The following is a 24,235-nucleotide window of genomic DNA, read 5'->3' as shown; positions in this document are numbered from 1 at the left end:
AATCACGCTTGGAGCAGTCCATGAAGGATAAAATCATCAGGCACAGTATTGCGCTGTTCGAATCGAAAGGGTTCAGCGAAACCTCGATTCAAGATATTGTCGATACGCTCGGCGCGACAAAGGGCACCTTCTATTATTATTTTACGAGCAAAGAGCAGCTTTTGACGCATATTCATCTGCAATATATTGACTATCTTCTAGCGGAACAGCGAACCATTTTTGATCAACCGGATAAATCCTGTCAGGAAAAGCTGGCTGGCATCATCAACATGATGATTCGGGAAATCGCGGAAAAGGGCGCCAGCGCACGGATATTTTTTCGCGAACTTATTCATATATCGGGCGATGATCTGGATGTAATCAAGGGGAAGCGGGATCAGTTCCGGTTCAATTTTCAGTCCGTTATCGAGCAGGGAATGGAGAACGGAGAATTTCGCAATGATATCCCGGCCGATATGATGACATTCGGCATCCTTGGTGCCTGCAATTGGTGCTATACCTGGTTCAATCCGGATGGCGCTATATCCGATGTCGAGGTTGCTTCGATCTATACGAAGATGTTTTTGAACGGCATGAATAAGCAATAGCGGCCATTTGGAGCAGCATGCACTTATTCTAATGGTATGCGTCTGTACATGCCAAGAGAGTGCGGCGCCGTATAGTCGAATCCATACTGCTTGTACAACTGATCTGCGGGTACGTCTGCCAGCAGACTGACATAGGCGCCTTTGGCGGCATGCTGATCCAAGTAGGATGTAATTTCATTCATGATAACCTTGCCTAAGCCCCGTCCTTGGTACGCAGGCTCGACAGCAATGTCGACGACTTGGTAGAAGCAGCCGCCGTCACCGATAATTCTTCCCATGCCGATCAATTCGCCTTCTTGTCGCAGCGATACCGCAAAGATGGAATTGTGCAATCCTGTACGAGCACCGTCAAGCGACTTGGGACTTAAACCGGCACGCATTCTTAATTGACAATACTCTTCAGGCTGTGGAGCTTCGTGAATCACGGCAACTTCATTGCTTTCTTTGTCCATCATAGAGACCTCCGATTCGAATTATCTCTGACAAGGAGCAGACCAAGCAATCCGTGGTCTGCTTTTTGTATGTGCAAGACATGCCTCGCGTAATCGTGTGTATCGTACACCTAACTATTTTATATAGGTTCTACTTAAAATCGTTCATTTCCTCTTTTCCCGCTGGAACTTTAGTAGATGATGATCCAGCTCTTGGCTTATGAGAATTACCTTCTCGTCGGTAAGGCTTTTTCTCTCAATTGCTGCTTCAAGCAGTTGCTTCCGAATTTGCTCGATTTTGTCCTTCAAATGCTTTTTTTTCTGGTCATCAGAATTGGACTGGGCGATAGCCATTCACCCTCTCTACCTTGAAAAATGTTTTGGCTCCTTTTGGCTCCTATAATGGAAAATATACCACATCATATATTTTTGAACCTGAAAAATTGCTGAATGTGTTCCATTGACATGATTCATGGGATTGTCGTATTGAGGACATTTTATCCTAAGAAATTCGAAGTTTGGGGAGCTAATATGTTGTTTATCGGAGTTCCGTTAGCGTTTATGAAGGTTTTTCTATAAAATGGGTAAAAAGTACAAATGCCAATTTGCATAGCGGGATAGCGAATTTGAGCAAAAATGAATCATTGGCGGAACCGAATTATGGATAAAAGAAATGTTAGGCTCATAGTGAGCGCACGCTTCTGTCACCATCTCGTGTCAGATATTGAACAATGATAGGAATAGACCGTTTCTGGTAGGGAAACGGTCTATTTTACTTTCTACTCGGTTTTGAATTTCGAGGAAGCCTCTCTTAGCTGCTTGGTTAATGCATCGATCTCTTCAATCATGGAGGCCAACTGTTGAACCATAGCTGATTGTACTTGAATCGTGGAGGTTACCTGCTCAACAGAAGCAGACACTTCTTCGCCAGAAGCGGACAAGTTCTGAGCCAGCTCCATCACGTCCTCTTTGCCCCGCTTCATGTTGTCCATTTCGTAGGCCATGCCCTTGATTTGCTCTGTAATGTCAACAACATTGTTCAAAATGGCTTCAAACGCCAGCTTCGTATCATCAACATATTGATTTTGCTTGGCAGACACATCTTGAAGGCTTCTTACTGATCCATTTGCCTCCTGCGCCAAGCTAAGGTTATCTGTGATGATTTCCTCGATCTCGCTAGACTGCTTCGCGCATAGCTCAGCCAATTGTCTTACTTCGGAAGCGACAACGGCGAATCCTTTGCCATGCTCCCCAGCTCGTGCAGCTTCTATCGATGCGTTAAGGGCGAGCAAGTTCGTTTGCTTTGCAATCTTGCCAATGGTTTCCGTAATGGAGGCAATCCGCAAGGAGCTTTCCTCCAGCTTGGCCGTGATGGCTGCGATTGAAGCGACTTCCTGTTCACTGTCACCATGAGTATGGATCAACTGATTCACGACTTCATTTCCACTATGGAAGACTTCAATAATGGAATCCGTCCGCTCCTTCACAGCGGATGACAATTGATTGACAACTGCTATCTTATCCCCGAGATCGCCGAACTTATTTACGATTTGCTCGGTATCGAGCGCTTGGGACTCTATCGCTTTGGCGATTTCCATGGTCGTAATCGATGTTTCCTGAATGGATATCGTCGTTTGCTTGGAGGCGGTGTCCAATTCATTTGTGCTTGTGTTCAAGTGCTCGATGGAGTGATTCATTTGGGAAATCAAGCTCTTATTTTGTTCGACCATGACGGTGAAGCTATCCGCTAGCACCTTGAATTCGCTCTTGTAGTTGCCCGTTGCGGCAACGGTAAGATCGCCGGACGCCAATGTTTTGAACAAGCCGGTTAGTCTTGCGATTGGCTGCGTAATCGTGCGCGAGATGAAGATACCTACCGTTAAAGATATTAATAGGGCAACAAGCGTAATGATCGATATTTTAGCGAATAGATCATCAAGAGGTTTCTGAATGTTCTCATAGCTGTCTTGTACCACAACTGTCCAATCTGCTTTCGGAATTTTTGAATAGCGGATAAAGTATTCCGGATCCTCTATACCTCCTCGGGATATTTGCCCCTTAACCGGAGTCTGAACGACTGCATTAAACTTGTCGGATTCTACCATCTGGCCGATTGCCGAGTTGTTGTTTGAGTGGAAGACGGTTCGGCCTTCGCGATCCAAGATCAAGGTGCTTCCTTGCCCGCTGCCATCCACATGCTTCAGTTGATCTACAAAAAACGAGGTGTTGACGGTCATAATAAACACACCTTCAACATTCGCGCTGTCCCCCAGAATAGGTTGTGCGAACACAACTACCTGACTGCCGGTACTTTTGGATACAATCGACTCGCTGATGAACGATTGTCCTTTCATTGCCGCTTGGAAATAAGCTCGATCCGTGCGGCTGCTTCCAATGTTGTCTCGGTTGGAACTCGCGATGATGATGCCGTTCTTATCGATGAGACTGCCCGAGCTCATTTTGAGACTTTCAGCCATCAACTTATTCGCCTTCGTGAAAAGCGGATTGCGTTCAGAGAAAAAATCGGCGTCCTTTAATGAATGCTCCGCCCGAAGCTGCAGCAAGGAGAGGTACGTCTGATTAATAGACGCCAAGTAAATGGACTGCTCCTCCAATTGCACGGACGACCATAAACCTTCACCGATGCGGTTGGCATTCAAAATCATGTTGTTCTTGCTTTCTTCCAAAAGCATGTCAGATCCGTACCAGTACAGTATGGAACTCGTTCCGATCAACATGCATACCGCCAAGGTGCTGATTAACAACGGAAGCTTTACTTGCAGTGACATATTCCCGATGCGACTGCCCCACTTCTTACGTGTTACCATCCTTATCTCACCCCTGATGTACAAGATATGTTCCTATGACTCCTATGTAAATCCGATTTTCCATCTATGTATATACCTCCTTCCCAACTATTTGGAAATATATGATTAGAAGTCTACAAATCTATTCAACGGAAATATTTAAGTGTTTTTATATAGGTAAATTACGGTAAGTGGGCACGTGGAACATTCGTATCATGAAGAAATGAAAAGAAAGGGGCTGTCTCATAAGTAGTTTTTTACGATCTGTGAGATGTTCTCTAAACTTAAAAAGGTCGAGTGAAGGGGGGGGGTATTCCCCTCTTGAACTCGACCTTTTCTTTCTATTCGGTTTTGAATTTCGAGGAAGCCTCTCTTAGCTGCTTGGTCAATGCGTCGATCTCTTCAATCATGGAGGCCAGCTGTTGAACCATATCCGATTGTACTTGAATCGTGGCGGTTACCTGCTCAACAGAAGCAGACACTTCTTCACCAGAAGCGGACAAGTTCTGAGCCAGCTCCATCACGTCCTCTTTGCCTCGCTTCATGTTGTCCATTTCGTAGGCCATGCCCTTGATTTGCTCTGTAATGTCAACAACATTGTTCAAAATGGCTTCAAACGCCAGCTTCGTATCATCAACATATTGATTTTGCTTGGCAGACACATCTTGAAGGCTTCTTACTGATCCATTTGCCTCCTGCGCCAAGCTAAGGTTATCTGTGATGATTTCCTCGATCTCGCTAGACTGCTTCGCACATAGCTCAGCCAATTGTCTTACTTCGGAAGCGACAACGGCGAATCCTTTGCCATGCTCCCCAGCTCGTGCAGCTTCTATTGATGCGTTAAGGGCGAGCAAGTTCGTTTGCTTTGCAATCTTGCCAATGGTTTCCGTAATGGAGGCAATCCGCAAGGAGCTTTCCTCCAGCTTGGCCGTGATGGCTGCGATTGAAGCAACTTCCTGTTCACTGTCACTATGAGTATGGATCAACTGATTCACGACTTCATTTCCACTATGGAAGACTTCAATAATGGAATCCGTCCGATCCTTCACAGCGGATGACAATTGATTGACAACTGCTATCTTATTCCCGAGATCGCCGAACTTATTCACGATATGCTCGGTATCGAGCGCTTGGGATTCCATTGCTTTGGCGATTTCCATAGTCGTAATCGATGTTTCTTGAATGGATATCGTCGTTTGCTTAGAGGCGGCATCCAATTCGTTAGTACTTGTGTTCAAGTGCTCGATTGAACGATTCATTTGGGAAATCAAGCTCTTATTTTGTTCAACCATGACGTTGAAGCTGTCCGCCAAGTCTTTGAACTCACTTTTGTAGTTCCCTGTTGCAGCGACAGTGAGATCTCCAGACGCCAATCGTTTGAATAAGGCGGTTAATCTGCCGACTGGACGTGTAATGGAGCGGGAAATGAGCAGTCCCATTGTTAAGGACAAGAGCAGAGCACCGAGCGTGATGAGCGAGATCTTGGAAAATAGCCGATCAAGTGGGCGCTTGATGTTGACATAACTTTCTTTAGCGATAACGGTCCAATCTGCTCCTGGAATTTTAGAATAGCGAATATAATGCTCTGCATCGTCCAGCTCGCCGCGAATAATGTCTGCGTTTCCTGTAGCCTGGAGAATCGGATTCAGCTTGTCGGATTGAAAGCTCTGACCAACCGATGCTTTATCCTGTGAGTTGAACACCGTATGTCCGACCCGATCGAGGATGATCACGGTGCCGTGCTCGTTGCCGGCAGTATGCTTTAGCTGTTCTACAAAGAAAGAGGTATTTACCGTTGTAATAAATACTCCGGCAACCTTGGCATCGTCCGCAAATACAGGCTCTGCAAATACGACTACTTGATTACCGGTGCTTTTGGATAATAGCGAATCACTGATGAAGGGTTGTCCTTTCATTGCCGTTTTGAAATACTGACGATCTGAACGGCTTTGTCCAACTGCTTCCGGATTCGAGCTTGCGATGACGGTGCCATTCCTATCAATGAGCTGGTAAGCTTCATTGCCAAGGCTGGCTTTGACACTCTGTGCCAGCAGCTTATTGGCTTTATCGAACAGTGGGTTGGCATCGGAGAAAAAGCGTTCATCCGACATCGACTGCTCGGCCCGAAGCAGCAGCAATGAGCGATAGGTATTATGTATCGAGGCCAAATAAACGGATTGACGTTCTAGCTTTACAGAAGACCATAAGCCTTCGCTAATACGGTCGGCATTCATAGACATGCTGTTTTTGCTTTCCGTTAACAGCATGTCAGAACCGAACCAGTATAGCATCGAGCTTGTTCCAATCAGCATACATGCAGCTAACATGCTGATATACAGTGGAAGCTTCACCTGCAGTGACATGTTTCCAATGCGCGATGTCCACCTTTTATGAGTTGCCATGGCAGTCCACTCCTGATGTTATAGAATAAGAGATTCATTAATAAGTATAAAAATTTTTCGACCATGCGCCTCCCTCCGAGTGAACTGGAAAAAATATATTGATAAAGTCCGCAAATCTATTAAACATAAAATTGAAAGTGATTTTCTATAGGTAAATTACGGTAACAGTGGAGTGGAGCCTCCCAAATGAAATGGCTGCCTAGTCTTGTGGAAAAGAATAGGCAGCCGGAATGGAAGGGGATGAAACTGCTTTATAGATCAGTCAGCATTTGAAAGTCATATAAATAGACCCCAGAGGAGAGTTTTGGAGGGAGGTTAGAAATAGGCAGCTCCTTTAACAGAGCCCCATCTGATAATTGATACTTTTCGATTTCATGAACCTTGCTTGCTGAATCATAACGAAATAGGTAATAGTTTGCTCCTTGGACATATCCCATTTCATCATTCAGATTAGATGTTCGCTGGTACTTGGAAAGGGAATGTGCCTCAGAGGCAGACTTCGTGCGCAGTGAAAATGGAAAAACTGTACCATATCCGTCAATATAATAGAGAGTTTGATCAATAATGCCAATACTGTTGGCGCTGTGGGAGAAGTAAGCATTGTCCGGTTCTTCGCCATACCGATGCAGCGTATAAGTGTTGGCAGTATGCTTGGTTTTGTCGATTTCAAGCAACTGAAGATGAATCATATTTTGATCATCTTTGGTCGTAAATACGACATACAGCTTATTCTGCAAGGAAATGATTTTTGACTGTACGATAAGTGAACCGGTATAGATGTCCAGCAGCGAAAATTTGATTGCAGACAGCTTGCCGCCTTCCGGCTTCATAACGACCAGGTTTATGCCTTGAAGGGTGGCGTGATCGGAGGTTAGGGCATAAATATTGTGCTCATCGCTGCCCTGCGCCTCTATGAATTCTTGGATATCTTCACAATGATGCTGCTGTGCATCTCCCCAGCGGATGGTGGACAAGTAATTGTCATTTGCATCGATCCCTTTATTGAACAGCGCATAATACAGCTTGCTTGCAGACAAATATCCTGACATCTGCCTGTAACCTGCATTGACCTTGCATGGTGAGGGGGTCGAGTCTATCGCACCCTTGTCATGCTGAATTTGAATCTGCTCTCTTCTTTGGATTACGATGTCATTTGTGTTCTGGAGATGGACGGGAGCATTCCACTCCAGTCCATCTCCTTTCACAGGTTGTACCGTACCATGCTTATCGATATACAACAAATTAGAGGTTCCACTGCCAATGTATTCTTTGGACAAGGATGTAGAGTAGTAAACGAATGCGACGGGAGGGGAACTCTGTTGTATAGTCGTGATGCTGCCTTGTTGTGGAGATGATTGCGTACAAGAGACGAGAAGAAAAATAATGATAAGGAGAGAGACGGCATAGACTGACATGCGAATCATAGCACGAATAGGGGTGTGAATGGTTCTCATCTTTGTCGCCTAGGATTAATAGCTTTTTAACGTGATGAACATGGATGAGTCGCGAATATCGATAGGATAGACGCCGAGACCGCCATCTTGATCGATGTCAATGTTGGCTTTTTCCTTGAAGGAACACCATACGAGCTTGGAGCAGTTTTTGTCGCCGGAGCATGAGGTGAGACGATTCGTAGCAAAATTGTAGGAGTATTTTTCGCCGATGCGGGTGTTTGCCCAATCCGCAGCTGCTGATCGTGCTGCTGAGCTGGCGTATTCTTTCTTGAGGGTCAAAATCTTAGAACCGGAGTCAACACGTTTATCAATAAGTTTCACTTTGCGCACTCCAGTGCTTGGAACGGATTCGACAATAAAGTCGGTTGTGTAGTAGATGCCGACATGGCCATGAGGAATGCCAATCGTCGAAGCGGTTTCAAAGAAGACGTCGCCTTTGCTGGAGGAAGCGAGCTGATAGGCACCGTTTCCTTTATCTCCGGAGGAGGCGATGCTCATTTGCGGCTCTACCATTTTGGTGCGGAGCTCTGTGTACATCTGATTAAGGATGGCCTCGCGCGGCTGCTTCGTAACACGGGAAGCGCTGTCAATTTCGGTCAAGAGCTGTTCCTTTGTCACATCTGGGTATACATCCAATACACGATCCAGCAATGCTCCTTCATCCTGGCCCAGTGCGCTAATCGAGGTAGGGACCGCAAGCGTCAGCAGAAGCAGGACAAACAACATTTTTTTCATTCAAATCCTCCCATCTGAAAGTGGAATACTTACCCTTCTATCTTACAACTTAAATGGGATTATTTCTATGATTTTACTGTAAATTAATATAATAGTATCGTACTTGAAATTCGTGTATTGGATTTCATTTCCTTTCTATGGCGTTTGGGTTAGCCACTGCTCGATCACATTCATAGCCTGTGGGGACCAAACCAGCTTCAAATGGTTAAGCTTCAAGGTAACATTTCCTGCGACCCGCCCAATTCCATCCGTTGCGGATGCGCTGTTCACGAATACGATGCCGTCGCTTGGTCCTGTATGTTCATTGTGCACGTTCGGAATGTCATTCACATTCCCAGAAAGAAGATAGGTTGCAATGGTGTTCGGAATTCCTGCACTTATGATCTTGTTAACTAGCGAGCCCTGCTGAATAGCGATATCAATGCCATCCCCCATCGTGAAGAATCCCTGTCCGCCGTAGTAGGTTGTATACCAATCTTGTTCAGAAACTGGCAGAGCATACGTATTGGCCCATTTTGCCAACATTTGTTTTTGACCGGGGAAGGTGTTGCCTTGAGCTGTGGTGTAAATTGATAATTCGGGATGATTTCGCCATAAGCCGTAGCACATCATTTGCGTATGTGGAGAAGGAGCATTCGCATTGCCTCCGCACTCTGGGATGATCCCAAAGTTAAAGAACCAGCCATGTCTGAAAATGAAGTCAGTTCCTTTGTTGGGGCTGCCTACTAGAATGAGCTTGCGAATGTCGCTGGCGTAGGCCGTTCCGCCGTCCTTGGTTATGGAAGACGCATACATCCGCGCTGCAAATCCCCCCTTGCTCCAGGCGACGACATCAACCTTGCTTGCGCCAGTTACGTTTTGAATGATGCGAATTGCATTATGAATCTGCTCGGCAGCGTAATAATTGTCGCCATGTTTATGACCGAATCCGATTGCGAACACTTTATAGCCCTTGCCGACTAGCTGCTGCATAAAACCTGTATTCGGGCATGATGAGGCTCCGCATGTGTTCGGGCCGAATTCGTTCGGATTCGCCCACGCTCGATCCGCATTGTCATTAGCGCCGTGGACAAGCAGAATAGGAGTAGGAATCGTATTTGTGTCATATTGCGGCCCGTAATAAAGCAAGAATCGGCTGGAATGGGGCTCCCCTTCGCCAAAGAAAGTCAATCGCTGCCCATTTTGCTTGCCACGGCCATCCGGAGGATATTGTTCTGCTGCGAACATCGGATTATTGTCTTTCCATCGCTCCACCTTCGCCCAGCCATTGGCGACATTTGTGAATGATTGCTCCATGGCCAGCGTCGATTCGCCAGCCTGGGCTTGCGAGAAGGGGATAAGCAGCGTGCACATGAGAAGCACGACGAGGATCACCTTGAGCTTCTTGCCATGCATAGAACGGGACATATATCATCCTTCCTTTCCTGGACTGCTTCGAGGCAGTCATGCATTCGTTATCGGGAGTTGGCTGTTGGAACTCCTTTATTTTTTAGTATAAAGAAAGCGGTTACAATTTGGTTGCTGAATAGCCAAGGAGAGGGCTCCTTGAATTTCCTAAGCATACGATCACATAATAAAGGATGGAAAGGGGGAGCTTGATATCCGTTACTTATACGAGTTTATACAGCACCAAGACGATTTGCCCATCAAGTTATTCGTAAACAGTGTGAAGCATATCCATTTCCATTGGCATAAAGAGATTGAAATCATTTATGTTCTTCAAGGCTCAGTGGTCATGTATATGGATCAACGCCAATATAGGCTTCATCAGGATGACATTATCGTCGTCAATAGCATGTCCGTGCATAAGATTGAACGCACGAGCGAGGATAATGTGCTGCTAACGCTGCAATTCGGTCCGGAGTGGCTCGATGCGAATGCATTTATCCACTGCAATTCCAGCACGCAGACAGAGGAAAATCGCAGCAGCTATGATGCTATCCGCCACAATCTGGCTAAGATGGTCTATGAGATCAACAAGAAGGCCAGCGGCTTCCGCAGCTATACCCTTGGGTCTTTGCAGATGCTGTGCGGCTATTTGCTTCGCTATTTCTTTTCAGGCTCCAACGAGGCTGCCGAGGAAGATACGAAGTCATATGATTATAAGCGGCTCAATCGGGTACTTCAATATGTCGACCAGCATTATAAAGAGAAGCTTACGCTCCAAACAATGGCGGATCAGGAGCATCTAAGCCTGCATTATTTTTCGCATTTTTTCAGTGACAAGATCGGCATTCCCTTTCAAAAATATTTGACGCTTGTCCGTCTTGAGAAAGCACAGGCCGAGCTGGCTACTACGACCAAAAGCATCACGGAGATTGCACTTGACTGCGGTTTTGCCAATGTGAAACTCTTTAACAAATATTTTAAGGAAAAATACAATCGTACACCAAGTGCGTATCGTGAAACGTTTGCTTCGATTGATCAACCGGATCCGGATCGGAAACCGCTGACCTATGAGGAGTCTTCCAGCGGAGATTATTATGAAACTGATACGATTCAGGCGATGGCTTCACTGTATCGTTACCTTTATATCCATACGGATGAGGGAACCGAATTCATGCCCACTTTCCCGGTGGCCGGTGCTTTATCAGCCGTTGCTTCAACGACGGTGAACGTAATGGTTCAAGCGAATGAGCAGGGTAAGCCTTTGGATAAGCACTGGAACGTCGTCACAACGGCAGGGCGGGCGGTCGAGGGATTAAGAGAAGACTGGCAATGTCACTTCAGCGGCATGCAGCGCCGATTTCCATTTCAATATATTCGCTTCCATGGCATCTTTAATGATGAAATGATGGTGTACAGCGAGGCGGCTGATGGAACACCGATCTACAATTGGTCCTACGTGGACAAGCTGTACGACTATTTGCTGCAGCTAGGCATCAGGCCGTTTGTCGAGCTTGGGTTCATGCCGAGCCTCTTAAGAAGGTCGAATGAAACGGTCTTCTGGTGGAAAGGAAGCATTTCCCCGCCCAAAGAGCAGACCAAGTGGGATGCTCTTGTCCAGGCCTTTGTCCGTCACTGTTTGAACCGCTATGGCTGGGCTGAGGTGAGCCGCTGGTACTTTGAAGTTTGGAACGAGCCGGATCTGTCCGGCGTCTGCTGGGCAGGGACGAAGGAGGAATACTTTGCGTTCTATGCATCAACAGTGCAGGCGATTAAATCCGTCTCTCCGGAACTCAAGGTCGGCGGCCCTGCCCTTGGCTACGGATCTTTATGGAATGACACATGGGCGGAGGAGTTTTTGACATATTGCAGTGATCATCAGGTGCCGCTCGATTTCTTCTCTTTCCATGTATATTCGGAGTACCCCTTCCTGAAAGAAGAGGCCGATTCCCTGACAACGATTATGCCTCCATCCTTTTTTAGGGAGAGTATTGAACGGATGAAGGCCAAGCTCTCGGCAACGCCTTATCGCGATGTGGAGCTGTTCATGACCGAGTGGAATTTCTCGCTGTATGACCGCAATTTGATCCATGATACGATGTTTATGGCTCCGTTTGTCATCTATCATGCGCTCACGACACTTGGATCTATGAAGGGACTTGCCTTTTGGTGCTTTACCGATATTTTTGAAGAAAGCATCGTTCCACCATCCCATTTCTATGGAGGATTCGGGCTCATCAATCGGGACGGACTGAAGAAGCCAAGCTACTATGCTTTCCAACTGCTGCACAAGCTAGGGGATCAGGTCATTGCCTGCGGGGATGGCTACTTCGCGACAAGATGCTGTGATGGCAGCTTGCAGCTTCTCCTGTATCATTACGTACATGTCGATCAACTCTTTGCAAGCGGAGATTGGACGGAACTGTCCGATATGAATCGATATGCCGTATTTGAGGAGAAGGGGAATAAGGGATTTCATATCCATCTAAAAGGGCTTGCCGGCAGTTATAAAATGACAAGCTATCTGCTGACTCGTGAGCTTGGCTCTGTGTTCGATGAATGGATTCGCATGGGAGCCCCAGAATTTCTAACCGAGGAGGAGCTTCGTTATTTGGAGGCCAGAAGCGGACCTACGATAAAGACTCAGATGATTCATGATGTGCTGACCTGGCAGCAAGAAGTGACCCTTCCGCCTCATGGCGTGCAGCTGTTTACATTTGAAAGGCAATATTAATCGCTTTCTTGTCAGCAGGTGACTTTCCTGTCTTGTAGACGGGTTGTTTGAAAAGTATCATGCACCCCTCGTTGGAGGGGTGTTTTTTGTTGTGTAAACGGATTCCATCCTACATATACTAAACCGGCTTATGGAAGTAGAACAAGAAACAGCCCTAATTGCGGCAAAGAAGAACGCGAAAGCGCTATCAAACAATTCTATACTTAAGACATGACATAATCAATAAATCAATATGCTGCGAAGGGGGAATATACATGGATCGTCTCATGAAATGGATGAACGAAAAATTTGCGCCACGTTTGGAGGCGTTTACAAACAATGTATGGGTATCTTCCATCCAGGAAGCCATTATGGTTACCCTACCTATGATTTTTATTGGATCGTTCGTTACCTTGATCTCGATACTGAAAGACTTCATTCCAGGGATGCCGGACATAACGCCTATAACTACATTCAGCTTCGGCCTGCTGGGGATCTTTATCGCTTTCCTTACGCCCTACACGGTTATGCAGAAGAAAGGGCGCGACAAAATCAAGCTCATTGCCGGTGCGACAGGCATTTCCTTGTTCCTGATGCTGCTTAAGCCCGTCATGAACGAAGACGGATCAATTCAGTTTATGTTGGAACGTTTCGGGCCTTCTGGAATGATTACCGCGCTGCTTGTCGGAGTTGCGGTGGCCGTAGTACTTAATGTATTCAACAATTTCTCATTTTTCAAAGAGGATTCGTCTTTGCCGGAGTTCATCATGGAATGGTTTGATTTCCTTGTTCCGATTGCGATTATTCTTACGCTGGGTTGGGTGCTCGTCTATCAGCTAAACTTCGATATCTTTAATTTGATTGTAAGCGTATTCGAGCCAGTAAATGCGTTAGGCCAAACGCTATGGGGCTTCCTGCTCTTTAACATGATTGGCGTCGCGCTGTACTCCTTCGGGGTCAGTCCGTGGGTGATCATTCCAATCTTCTACGCAATCTGGATTCCAGCCATTGAGCAGAACGCAGCCCTGGTGGCGCAAGGACTTGAACCGGTCAACATTAATACGTTTGAGACGTTCTTCTCCGGTTGGATAGGAGTCGGCGGACTTGGTGCGACCCTGCCGCTTATCATCTTGTTCCTATTTGCGAAGTCGCAGAAACTGAAATCGATTGGCAGGGCGACGCTCGTTCCATCTTTATTTAACATCAACGAGCCTGTAATCTACGGAGCACCGATCGCCTTCAACCCGATTCTGATGATTCCAATGTGGATCAACGGTATCATTACACCAATTATCGTATACTTTGCGCTCGACCTGGGATTCGCTCAGATTCCAAGCAAGGTGTTCCAACTGTGGTATACGCCGATTGGAATTTCCACATACCTCATGTCCGGTTTCAATGGGGTTATCCTGCTGGCAGTCGTGCTGGCCATCATCTTTGCTGTATGGTATCCGTTCTACAAGATTTATGATGCGCAAGAGCTGAAGAAGGAGCAGGAAGAAGCGAAACAGCAATAAAACGTAGAAAGTGGGGATATATTATGAATCAAAAGATAAACGATTGGATGAAGGAATTAACGCTTGAAGAGAAGGCATCGCTATGTGCAGGACTGAATATGTGGATGACGAAGGGGATTGACCGCCTGAACATCCCGCCGATCCATATGTATGACGGTACGAATGGCATCCGCAAAACGAATAGCGATGAAGAGATGGGGATTGCTACGACAGGAAATATTCCAGCCACATGTTATCCCACCGGCTCTGCGATCGGTTCCTCTTGGAATACGGAGTTATTGCACGAGGTTGGTGTAGCGCTTGGCGTTGAAGGGAAGGAAATGGGCGTGGAGCTTTTGCTTGGGCCTGGCATCAATATGAAGCGCACGCCGCTAGGCGGCCGCAACTTCGAATATTATTCCGAAGACCCTTGTCTGTCCGGTGAGCTCGGCGCAGCCTTCGTGAATGGACTTCAAAGTCAAGGCGTAGGCGCTTCCGTGAAGCACTTTGCCTGCAATAACCAGGAGTTCGAGAAGATGGTGACCAGTTCGGAAGTTGATGAACGTACCCTGCGCGAGATTTACTTGAGTGCATTCGAGCGCATTATTAAGAAAGCCGATCCATGGACAGTTATGTGTTCCTACAATCTGCTTAACGGCTCCTATACGAGTGAGAACGAGCATCTGCTGGATGACATTTTGCGCAAAGAATGGGGCTATGAAGGCGTCGTGCTGTCGGACTGGACGGCGGTCAACGACCGTATTCGCGGGCTCAAGGCTGGACTTGATATTGAAATGCCTGGACCTGCGCATTACAATGCGGATGCGATTGTGAAGGCGGTTCAGAACGGTACCCTGTCGGAAGAACATCTGAATAATAGCGTACGGCGCATTCTTACACTGGTAGAACAAGTAACGGCCAATGAAGAGGAGTCGAATACGGCTGCAATTGATTATCATGAGCTGGCGAGAAAAGCAGCGGCCGAGAGTATCGTACTGCTTAAAAATGATAACGGCATCCTGCCGATCGACCCTGCTAAGACCCAATCTATTGCCGTGATCGGTACATTCGCGAAGAAGCCGAGAATTCAAGGCGCAGGGAGCGCCGAAGTTACGCCAACGCGTGTTGACATCCCATGGGATGAGGTACAGAAAATTGCTGGCGAGTCTGTACAATTCAGCTATGCGGATGGCTACCCGAAGGATGAGCGCATCGATGAGGCCATGATCCAAGAGAGCGCAGCGCTTGCAGCGAAATCTGATCTCGCGATTCTGTTCGTCGGACAACCCGAATATGCGGAGTCCGAAATGCGTGACCTTGCCAGCATCGATCTTCCCGAGCATCAGGTGAAGCTGATTCAAGCGGTAGCGGCTGCACAGCCGAGATGTGTTGTCGTAACAAGCAGCGGTACGGCAATGGCAATGCGCCCTTGGGTACAGCATGTGCCGGGCGTGCTCCACTCTTGGCTGACAGGGCAGGGCTCGGGTCGTGCGATTGCGGAAATTCTGTTCGGCTTGACGAATCCATCCGGCAAGCTGTCTGAGACGTTCCCAGTGAAGCTGTCCGACAATCCATCCCATATGCGAATTCGCGGAGAGAACGGCAAGCTGTATTACCGTGAAGGACTGTTTGTCGGGTACCGCTATTATGACCGCAAGGAGCTTGCGCCGCAATTCCCATTCGGTCATGGATTGTCCTACACGACCTTTGCTTACTCGGACATGAAAGTCAAGCAGCATGACCGCTGCGTAACCGTGTCTTTGCAAGTAGAGAATACGGGGACAGTAGCTGGGAAAGAGGTTGTTCAATTGTACGTTCACGACGAGGAGTGCAAGTGGACGCGTCCGGAGAAAGAGCTCAAGGCCTTTGCCAAGATCGAGCTTCAGCCGCATGAGAAGAAAGAAGTGGTATTCGAGCTGGAAGAGCGGGATTTTGCTTACTACAATACGAAATACAATCGTTGGGTGGCAGAAACGGGCTACTTCAAGCTTGCCGCAGGCAGCTCATCCCGAGATATTCGCCTGACAGAGCGCGTATTCTGTGACTTTGGCAAAGAAGAGATATCCTTCCACAAATTCAGTCTGTTAAATGACTGGATTGCTGATCCACTTGCCAAATCAGTATTGGAAAAGTGCTTCAACGAGATGAATAAGCATGTTATCGACCAGGTGGTTTTGAATGAAGGCTTTGTCGGATTCTGGGGAGACTTCCCTGCGATTAAGGTGCTTCAAATGTTCGGTCAGAACTGGCTCGTTCATCGCTCGCCGGATCAAGTGATGGAAGAGCTTATTGCCGAGGTGGAGCGCGAGCGCCGTCAAACGGTTCAATAAAGGCAAGATACGCCGTAGATATTCAATAACTTTCTTGTTAGGAAAGAGCGAATCCCCCCATGCATGCCATCGGGGGATTTTTGCGTCTGCTCAGTGTGCATCTCGTCCATGCATCGTATGAATTAAGCCGTTTGAATCCATGCATCTGTCAGGAATATATAATTCGCTCGCCCTATGGCTGATTTCATTGAAACGGATAATAGGGAAGGAAATCATTTGCCACATAGCCAGGGTGAGGATAACGATAATACGGAATGGTGGATCCGGCGCCAGATGTAGAGTATCCATAAGCTGGATGCTCCGCTGTCTTTGCGTGCGGAATGCGATTATGGCAGTCTGCCGGTGGTCCAATGACAACCGTCTTCGTAATCGGGGACAAAGTGTCCCTTACTTTTGCCTCATCAAGGCAATAAGAGTGAGCCCATGCCTCTGGTGGTGTCAAACGCAAAATGTCTGAACCGAAGATGACCTCAGGAGTCGGTGCATCGAAGATTGCGATAAGATGCGTATTGTCTTCATTCGCTATCTCATAATGCCACCAAGCCTGTGGAACGTTAGCTACCTGGTCAGGCTTAATTCGAAAGGTAAGCAGTTGGTTTGTGAACGGATTAATCAGACTTACAGTGGCCTCTCCTGTTACGCAATATACCAATTCGCTTGCATTCTGATGGATATGGGGCTCAATCGTATTGCCGGTGCTTAAGTAGATATCCAGCAAAGAAACGTTTCCTAACGTATTCAACTGGCTGATGCCCAATACGTTAATATAATTGTTTGCGTCTTTGCGAAAGAACAAGGACTGATTGACATCATAAGCAAAATGGGCATCCGGTGAAGCAAAATCAATAGAGTTGTTATTTGCCACTGCTCGTAACCTGCCTTTGCAAGAAGTTGTATGCCACATCATATGTGTTCGCCTACAAGACGTGAGCCCATTTTCTTACTTATTGGAATGGAATGATAAGGTGAGGTAGAATGGAGTGGGAATCTAAGGGAATTTGCTAGATGCAAGGATAGAGGTCCAGAGATTGCGATAAAGGATAGGGGGCGATATTACAATGAAAAATGATAGCTATGATGTTATATGGAAACGAATGCAAGAAGAAGGGCTTGAATACTGTAAAGTGTCGCTGGAGCCTGTAACCATGATCCAAGGTAGGGTTATATGTGCCGATGCGGATCGCAGCTTCGTGGAGTATGAAGTGCGATGCGACGAGCTAGGATGTACACAAGAGGTGAACATACGGTATACCGATGAACAACAGGCGAGAACAATGAAACTGGAGCGGGATGCTCAAGATTGCTGGAAGGTAAATGGAGAAGCTCGTGATGACCTGAGCGGAGCGAAGGACATCGATATTGGGGTGACGCCTTCTACGAATGTGCTGCCGATCCGTCGCCTGAAGCTGGATAAGGGACAACAGGCTGCGGTTACAGCGGCATGGGTATGCTTCCCACAATTTACGGTGCAGCCGCTGCAGCAATCGTATGAGCGAACAGGGGATAACACGTATATTTATCGTTCCGCAAGCGGATATACGGCACAGCTTAATGTGGATCAACATGGAGTTGTGATTGATTATGCTGATCAATGGAAGGCGTTATCGAAGGTACATGCGTAGGAATGGCAATACAGACCTCTTTAGCCCTATTGATGTGGCGAAGAGGTCTGCTATGCCAGTCTGCTGATAAGATGTGCTGATGCAAATCCACTTAAGCGGATCGAATTCACGACGGGACAATATGTATTCTCCTGTTACTCATTCAGGTGCTTGCACAAGTAGCTGATGATTCCATCCTTTGCATCCTGCGAATATTCCCAGACCATAGCACCACCCAATCCATGCTCCTGTATATAGGCCACCTTAGCCTTCAAGGCTTCCTTATCCTCGTATGAGATGAAGGTGTCTCCATTGAATAAGTAGGCTGCCTTGGCCGTATCATCGAAATAACGCTTGAAGCCCTTCTCCTTCAGATATTTTCCAACGATCGTATTGTAGCTAAGATCAACCTTATCAATATCGATAGGCTTGCCGATTGAAAAGGCCCCATTACTGCCCGGTTCGCTATTGACCTTCTCCCATCCGTAGGAATAGGCAGGTATGCCAAGCAGCAGCTTTTTGCTATCTACATCGTGTGCCTTGTATCGTTCTATGATGCCATGGACACTATCCTTAGCCTTGCCTTTCGCATCCTTGTACAGGTTCGCATTATAATCAGTCGTGTCCGACCATCGGCCTGTCAAGTCATAACTCATGACATTAATATAGGTGACGTACTTCTCAACTTCCTTCACATTAACCTTCTCGAAATACCAATCCTGCGTACCTGCGGCGAAGGTTAGAATATATTTCTTATGCGTATGCGGAAGCTTGTTGAGCTTTTCCCTTAAATCCTTCATAAGCGCGGTGAAGTTCACCGTATCTTCCGGGCGAGCCTTTATCGTACCCCATGCATCGAAGGCTGGATATTCCCAGTCGATATCAACGCCATCTAAATCCAGCTCCTTGACTGTATTGATGATGCTGTCGGTAAAGGAATATCGATTGCCGTCCAGGGAGGCGTCCGAGAAGCCATCGGCATTATATCCGCCTACGGCGAGCACGAATTGAGTCTGCGGATGCTTCTCCTTCAGTTTGACAATGTTTTGCTTAATCCGTTCATTTTCGGCCTTGTCTTCGTGAAAATAGATGTTCGTCTTATCAATACGCGCAAACGCAATAAATGCGATGTCAATCGCTTGATCCTTCCAATCGATTTGGCTAAAATCCTTCCAGATCGGAATATAAACCGATGTGATTTTCTGTTCGGCTTGGCTGCTGACATGATAGGCATAGAGGGACATTCCGGCTAAAAGGGCAACAATGAATAGCTTCGTATAAATACTGATTTTCATTTATGCTTACCCCTTTCCACCAAACAGTACGGTAGTCATGACTTTGCTGAGATTCAACATTTTTACAATCAGGTAGCTGGCTGTAAATACAGCAATGACATTGAAGATTAACACGTAGGACGTCTGAAACACAGTCGCTTCCGTTTCTGCTCTTTGGGTGATGAGCAATTCAATCAACAAATGGATCAAATAAATACTGAAGCTGGCCTTTGAGATGGAGCCTATCATTTTTTGCAGCTTGTAGTTTATCCGCTCATGCAGTGCATGCTCCTTTTCCTTGAACCAAATGAAAACCGCAACCGCCATAAAGAAGGTCGTAATGGAGTAGTTGCCATAAAAGGTTTCATCCAACGTTCCAAGATGCTGAGAAGCGAAGTAGGTGGCAATTGGCGTAATGAAAAAGGAGGCAATACCTACATTAAACAGCACGTGCTTCCATTTGTCTGGCAAGCCATATGTGTATAAATAATGTCCCAAGATAAAATAGCCAAGAAATCCAGTAAACATTGGGATGTTGAATAAGGGTATGGTGAAATACTGCCCTGTCACCTTAAGCACGATATCCGACAGGAAGCGATAACCGATACTGATTGTGAACCACATCGTCAAATAATACCGCAGATCCTTCTCGCTGCATGCCTGGACGAGCTTGCTAATTAACGGAATGGTCATATAAATGGCTATGATCGCGTACAAGAACCAGAGATGGACATAGTTGCCGTCTGTTAGCAACTTGTAGCCGAAATCCTGCAGAAAAGCAAGTGCATTCATGTGAGTGTTAACGATAACGTATTGATTGTAAAGCGCATAGATTAGTGACCAGCTAATGAGTGCAATTGCAAGCGGAAGCACTCTTTTTATGTAAAAATCTTTGTATGTTGTAAATTTCACCCGCAGCATCATGGCGCCGCTGATCATGAAAAACACAGGAACAGCAAATCTCGAAATGGAGTTGAAAATATTGCTGACCCACCAAGATGATGAATCAAAATTATTCGTTCTTGTTAGCAGGTCTGCGGTAATATGCAGCACGATAACGGCGAGAATCGAAAGAATACGCAAAATATCTACATATATGATCCGATTGTTTTTTATAATACTCTCCATGTTCTCCCTCCCGGAAAATACATGCGGCTATCTTTTTTTATGCCGCTATGCAGGTTATACAGATATCAACTGATCGAAGCTACGCCTTTACGTTCAACGAAGCCCCAGCCTTCATCGTTGTCGAAATACTTGATAGTGCCGACAATATTCAAGTAAAGCAATAAATTGCGATATGTGAGCAGCTCGTATTGGCTGAATAAGAACATGGTGATGTAGTCTCGGAGTGAGTAGCTGCTGTCGTACTTTTTACACAAGTACAGCGATGTAATGATTTGTGCGGCATTAACAACGATGATGATGGAGAAGAGGATGAGCATGTGCATGATGTTGCCGCCGAACAGCAAAATATTAATGAAATAAATGATCGTAGTAAACGCGGTAAGCGTTCCGAGCACGAAGCCGTCAATGGCAAAAAACAAGCTTACTCCTGGACGGAATTTTTGCGACAACTGCGACCAATAGATTAAGATACAGTCAACAAAAGCTTTCTGCCAGCGTATCCGCTGCTTGTTGAAGTTCTTTATATTTTCCGGGCATTCCGTATAGCATACGGCTTCAGGAGCATATACCAGCTTCTTCTTAAGATGGTTGGCCTTCAGATACTCATGAATTTTCAAGGTAATGTCAATATCCTCGCCGACTGTGCTGCGGAAGCCGTTCACTTGAACCAAAATATCCTTGTAGAAAGCGCCGAAGGCTCCGGATATGACAACAATGGAATTGAACACGGATTGGGTCAGCTTTCTTACATAAAAGCCATGAATGTAATTCAGGATCTGGCTCTTAATGAGACCTTTGCCCGTAAATTTCTCGACAATAACGCCATCCTTCTTCTCAGCGCCCTGTACAATTTTTACGGTACCTCCAAGTGCAATGACATCCTCATCGTGAAAATATTGATTCACGTATTTCAGAGAATCGAACTCAAGCATGCTGTCGGCATCCAAGGTAATGACGATATCCGTTTGCGCACAGTCAATGCCGGCGTTCAAGGAATCGGCCTTGCCTCCGTTCTGCTTGTCGATGACGAAGATATGTTCATATCGAGCAGATCCATACACGCCCTTAATAGCTTGATAGAATAGTTTCCCATCTCCTGTTCGCTGAACGGGCTTCAACTCAAGAAGTTCCTCTAAACGTTGGAAGGTGTGATCTGTCGAGCCGTCATTGATAATGATGACTTCATAGTTGCGGTAGTTTACCTGATTCATGGCTTCAATGCAATTTTTGATGGTCAGCTCTTCGTTGTAGGCAGGCACGAGAACGCTGATCGATTTTTCACTCAGCTCATGATTTACTTTCTTCACCTTGCTGAACAGCAGAGGAATGATCGTATACAAGAGCTGAAAGCCTAAGAAGACGATCGTCGTTACATAAAAAAAGTACTGCATTTTGTTCCACTCCTTCTCTATCTGTTTCGAACAAAAGCATGAATCTTTCTTACTTTCTAGTGATAAAGCAGAAAAGTGCAAGGATGTGATCATTCTCATGTTGAGTTTCATTTTCTAGGTTGCGGGGCAGTTTCCCGTGATGATGAGACTAAATGGAAGGAAAAGTAGGGATTGGTAAATATTGACCATTTGTTTATTTCTGTTTTTATAACCTCCAATCCGTAGATTGAACGATTTTCTGTCTACTCACAAATTATCCTAATGATTACCAAAAGTAAAACCGCTTTAACTTTCAAGAAAACGAATACATCACTTCCAATCTAGTGCACACTAGTATTTTTTCCATTTTTCGTTGAAGAGTAAAAAAAGTGAACCCATTCCTCTTTGAGTTCGCCTATATTAATGTAGATAATATTGGAGGTCTTTTCAATGGAACATGAGGAACGATTAATGGAACGCTGCCGAAGCGGAGATAAGGATGCTTTCTTTTTATTGGTAGAGCCGTTATTAAGCCGCGCTTACAGCTCGTCCGTCGCTATCCTTCGTCAGGCGCATACGGCTGAGGATGCGGTACAGAATGCCTTGCTGGAAGCTTACCAAGCGATCATGGCCGGTAAGAAAATAAGGAAATTCAAATCGTGGTTCAACCATCTGGTTGCATGCCGTGCTATGGATTTGGCAAGGCGGAGGGCTAAGCTAAATAGCCGTCACGGTGAGCTTGATGAATCGGAATTCGTTGATGATGTTGCTACTCCAGCAGAAGTTTTGTTGAAAAGGGAACAGGAATCGGAAGTGCTACACCAGGTAATGTCGCTAGATATGAATTATCGTACGGTTATTATTCTCTATTATTATCAAGAGTTGTCGATAGAGGAAATCGCAGATGTGCTCCGCATCAAGAAAGGGACTGTGAAGTCACGGCTTCATACGGCTCGAATGAAATTAAGCCAAATGTCTCTACTATCCATACAAAAGAAGGTGATGGAATGCTAAAGCTAGATAGAGGGACTCCGTTAAAAAAAGATTTGCAGCATTCGTTAGATGAGCTTCCAGTTCCTTCTTCACTGCTTCAATTTGCGAAGGAAGTGCCATCAATGGTAGAGGATGTTCGGCATGCAGGAGTTGCTGCGACTCGTCGAAAGAGAAGAAGATTCATCTATAAGGCTGCGGCAATCGGAGCAATATTGGCCGTTACCTCGCTTAGTGCGATTCAGGTGTCCCCTTCTTTTGCGGAACTGGTAAAAAACATACCAGGATTTTCTTTAGCGAAGAGTGTGATGGAGCAGCTATTTGACCACGGATCGGATAACGCGAAATCGCATGGATATGAACCATTCAAGCCTGTTGTGCAGCAGTTCGATGATATGAAGATAAGCATAAGCGACTTATATTTAACCGGAGATAGATTAACCTTCCGTTCAATGATTACATCCGATAATATCAAGCAAAATGTAATCACAAGAAAAGATGGGATGAAATTTCTTGATCGAACCGCGAATTTATATAATGTGAAGGCAGTAGATTTTGAGGTGTTAAAGTCTGTAAGTGGGGGTATTTATATCGATGCGAAAACGAAGGAGCCGTTCCTTATGAGTACCGCGACGTCTGAATTGAAACCAGATCAAGTCCAGCAATTTTTAAGTACGAATCCTAGGGAGCTTCGATTTGAAGTAAACGTGAATGAATATAAGGACGGCTCCTTCCGTAAGAAGGCAAGCTACAAGCTGAGCATCCCATTCGATTCGTCCAAGCTGCTTAAAGATAAAATCATACCGCTTCATAAACTGATTAATATAAGCGGCGATCCGGATTTGAAGGATATTATTTTAGGAGATGTAACAATTACGCCGACAAACACATATTTGAATGTTTCACTCGATAAGAAAAGCAATTATTATTTGCGCTTCATCGGTAATCGGCAAGATTCTTATTTAGAGGATGATAAAGGGAGGAAGTACCCGCTCTTTTCTGATGATACAATTGGCGCATATCAAATTGAGCCAGTTGGGGAAGATGGAAATCGATTGAGCTTCTACTCCTCGCCTTATTTCGAAGATGCTGAACGGCTTACCCTGCATATAAAAGAAGTCAGCCTTACGGAAAAAGTGCCTGGGGAGGCGTTTACCTTTACCCCAGGAGAACAATTGCCAAAGACGGTAACTTACAAGGGTAAAAAATTGACGATTACAGATGCGTACTATGACGATGTGTATCTCATGCTCAAAATAAAAAAAGATGCTTCGGATCCCGATCGAACAGGTATACGCTTCGCCGTGTCTCCTTCTGTATCGGCTCCTGGGCTTGACCGCAATGGTGGGATCGATGTCGGAGAAGTGCGGGTCATCCATAATCAGAAGGATTACTATCAAGCGCGAATACATGCCCCGAAGCTGGAGTCATACAAGATAGAGATGTCTAGAGAATCTTCGCCGGTCACGATTAATAGCGATATTGAGATTGACTTGAAATAAACCGGTCAACCGGTCATCCCGGGATTTCG

General features: G+C 45.9%; 18 protein-coding genes. 7 read left to right on the top strand and 11 right to left on the bottom strand.

Annotated elements, in window-relative coordinates; translation table 11 throughout:
- The first annotated feature begins 20 nt into the window (after window positions 1-20).
- Window positions 21-587 carry a TetR/AcrR family transcriptional regulator gene (locus NO352_RS13930; protein ID WP_005546430.1) on the top strand — a complete coding sequence of 189 codons (567 nt, stop codon included), beginning with the start codon at window positions 21-23 and terminating at the stop codon, window positions 585-587.
- Window positions 588-610: 23 nt separating this feature from the next.
- Here the strand turns inward: NO352_RS13930 and NO352_RS13925 are convergent, their stop codons facing one another.
- The 7 genes from NO352_RS13925 to NO352_RS13895 form a co-directional block, all read right to left on the bottom strand.
- On the bottom strand, window positions 611-1,039 hold the full coding sequence (locus NO352_RS13925; RefSeq protein ID WP_005546432.1) for a GNAT family N-acetyltransferase: 429 nt from the start codon (window positions 1,037-1,039) through the stop codon (window positions 611-613).
- 144 nt (window positions 1,040-1,183) lie between these two features.
- Window positions 1,184-1,372: an aspartyl-phosphate phosphatase Spo0E family protein gene (locus tag NO352_RS13920; protein ID WP_197266983.1), complete on the bottom strand. Its 189-nt coding sequence runs from the start codon at window positions 1,370-1,372 to the stop codon at window positions 1,184-1,186.
- A gap of 425 nt (window positions 1,373-1,797) precedes the next feature.
- Window positions 1,798-3,846, bottom strand: a complete 2,049-nt coding sequence (locus NO352_RS13915) for a methyl-accepting chemotaxis protein (protein ID WP_268619917.1) — start codon at window positions 3,844-3,846, stop codon at window positions 1,798-1,800.
- 320 nt (window positions 3,847-4,166) lie between these two features.
- Window positions 4,167-6,227, bottom strand: coding sequence for a methyl-accepting chemotaxis protein (locus NO352_RS13910; RefSeq protein ID WP_289355917.1), 2,061 nt, complete (start codon window positions 6,225-6,227; stop codon window positions 4,167-4,169).
- A 251-nt stretch (window positions 6,228-6,478) separates the two neighbouring features.
- Window positions 6,479-7,681, bottom strand: coding sequence for a hypothetical protein (locus tag NO352_RS13905; protein ID WP_268619919.1), 1,203 nt, complete (start codon window positions 7,679-7,681; stop codon window positions 6,479-6,481).
- A 15-nt stretch (window positions 7,682-7,696) separates the two neighbouring features.
- Window positions 7,697-8,416, bottom strand: coding sequence for a YiiX/YebB-like N1pC/P60 family cysteine hydrolase (locus NO352_RS13900; RefSeq protein ID WP_289355916.1), 720 nt, complete (start codon window positions 8,414-8,416; stop codon window positions 7,697-7,699).
- A gap of 135 nt (window positions 8,417-8,551) precedes the next feature.
- Window positions 8,552-9,823: an esterase/lipase family protein gene (locus NO352_RS13895; protein WP_268599742.1), complete on the bottom strand. Its 1,272-nt coding sequence runs from the start codon at window positions 9,821-9,823 to the stop codon at window positions 8,552-8,554.
- A gap of 232 nt (window positions 9,824-10,055) precedes the next feature.
- Between NO352_RS13895 and NO352_RS13890 the strand changes: the two genes are divergently transcribed.
- The 3 genes from NO352_RS13890 (at window position 10,056) to NO352_RS13880 (ending at window position 16,341) form a co-directional block, all read left to right on the top strand.
- On the top strand, window positions 10,056-12,536 hold the full coding sequence (locus tag NO352_RS13890) for a GH39 family glycosyl hydrolase (RefSeq protein ID WP_483311837.1): 2,481 nt from the start codon (window positions 10,056-10,058) through the stop codon (window positions 12,534-12,536).
- 254 nt (window positions 12,537-12,790) lie between these two features.
- A complete protein-coding gene (locus NO352_RS13885) occupies window positions 12,791-14,032 on the top strand; it encodes a PTS sugar transporter subunit IIC (RefSeq protein ID WP_171414553.1) in 1,242 nt (413 codons plus the stop codon).
- Between the two features lie 23 nt (window positions 14,033-14,055).
- The gene (locus tag NO352_RS13880; RefSeq protein ID WP_268599741.1) at window positions 14,056-16,341 is read left to right on the top strand and encodes a beta-glucosidase family protein; all 2,286 of its coding nucleotides are present in this window, start codon (window positions 14,056-14,058) and stop codon (window positions 16,339-16,341) included.
- Window positions 16,342-16,525: 184 nt separating this feature from the next.
- Here the strand turns inward: NO352_RS13880 and NO352_RS13875 are convergent, their stop codons facing one another.
- Window positions 16,526-17,245, bottom strand: coding sequence for a cupin domain-containing protein (locus NO352_RS13875; protein WP_289355979.1), 720 nt, complete (start codon window positions 17,243-17,245; stop codon window positions 16,526-16,528).
- Window positions 17,246-17,399: 154 nt separating this feature from the next.
- On the opposite strand from NO352_RS13875, the gene NO352_RS13870 reads away from it, so the two are divergent.
- Entirely contained in the window at window positions 17,400-17,963 is a 564-nt protein-coding gene (locus NO352_RS13870) for a putative glycolipid-binding domain-containing protein (RefSeq protein ID WP_268599740.1), read from the top strand.
- 134 nt (window positions 17,964-18,097) lie between these two features.
- Here NO352_RS13870 and NO352_RS13865 read toward each other — a convergent pair whose 3' ends face one another.
- The 3 genes from NO352_RS13865 to NO352_RS13855 form a co-directional block, all read right to left on the bottom strand.
- Entirely contained in the window at window positions 18,098-19,237 is a 1,140-nt protein-coding gene (locus NO352_RS13865; RefSeq protein ID WP_268619922.1) for a glycoside hydrolase family 18 protein, read from the bottom strand.
- A gap of 6 nt (window positions 19,238-19,243) precedes the next feature.
- Window positions 19,244-20,344, bottom strand: a complete 1,101-nt coding sequence (locus NO352_RS13860; RefSeq protein WP_268619923.1) for an acyltransferase — start codon at window positions 20,342-20,344, stop codon at window positions 19,244-19,246.
- A 65-nt stretch (window positions 20,345-20,409) separates the two neighbouring features.
- Window positions 20,410-21,735 carry a glycosyltransferase family 2 protein gene (locus NO352_RS13855; RefSeq protein ID WP_268619924.1) on the bottom strand — a complete coding sequence of 442 codons (1,326 nt, stop codon included), beginning with the start codon at window positions 21,733-21,735 and terminating at the stop codon, window positions 20,410-20,412.
- A gap of 429 nt (window positions 21,736-22,164) precedes the next feature.
- Between NO352_RS13855 and NO352_RS13850 the strand changes: the two genes are divergently transcribed.
- Both NO352_RS13850 and NO352_RS13845 read left to right on the top strand, forming a co-directional pair.
- A complete protein-coding gene (locus NO352_RS13850; protein WP_005546450.1) occupies window positions 22,165-22,728 on the top strand; it encodes an RNA polymerase sigma factor in 564 nt (187 codons plus the stop codon).
- Window positions 22,722-24,206: a DUF4179 domain-containing protein gene (locus NO352_RS13845; protein WP_289355915.1), complete on the top strand. Its 1,485-nt coding sequence runs from the start codon at window positions 22,722-22,724 to the stop codon at window positions 24,204-24,206. Before NO352_RS13850 ends, NO352_RS13845 begins: the two co-directional genes overlap by 7 nt.
- Window positions 24,207-24,235 lie beyond the last annotated feature (29 nt).

This window comes from Paenibacillus sp. S-12, from assembly GCF_030363895.1.
In the GTDB taxonomy this organism is placed as follows: Bacteria; Bacillota; Bacilli; order Paenibacillales; family Paenibacillaceae; genus Paenibacillus_B; species Paenibacillus_B alvei.
The sequence above is the reverse complement of the archived record's forward strand: the minus strand, read 5'-3'. Positions and strand labels throughout refer to the sequence as shown.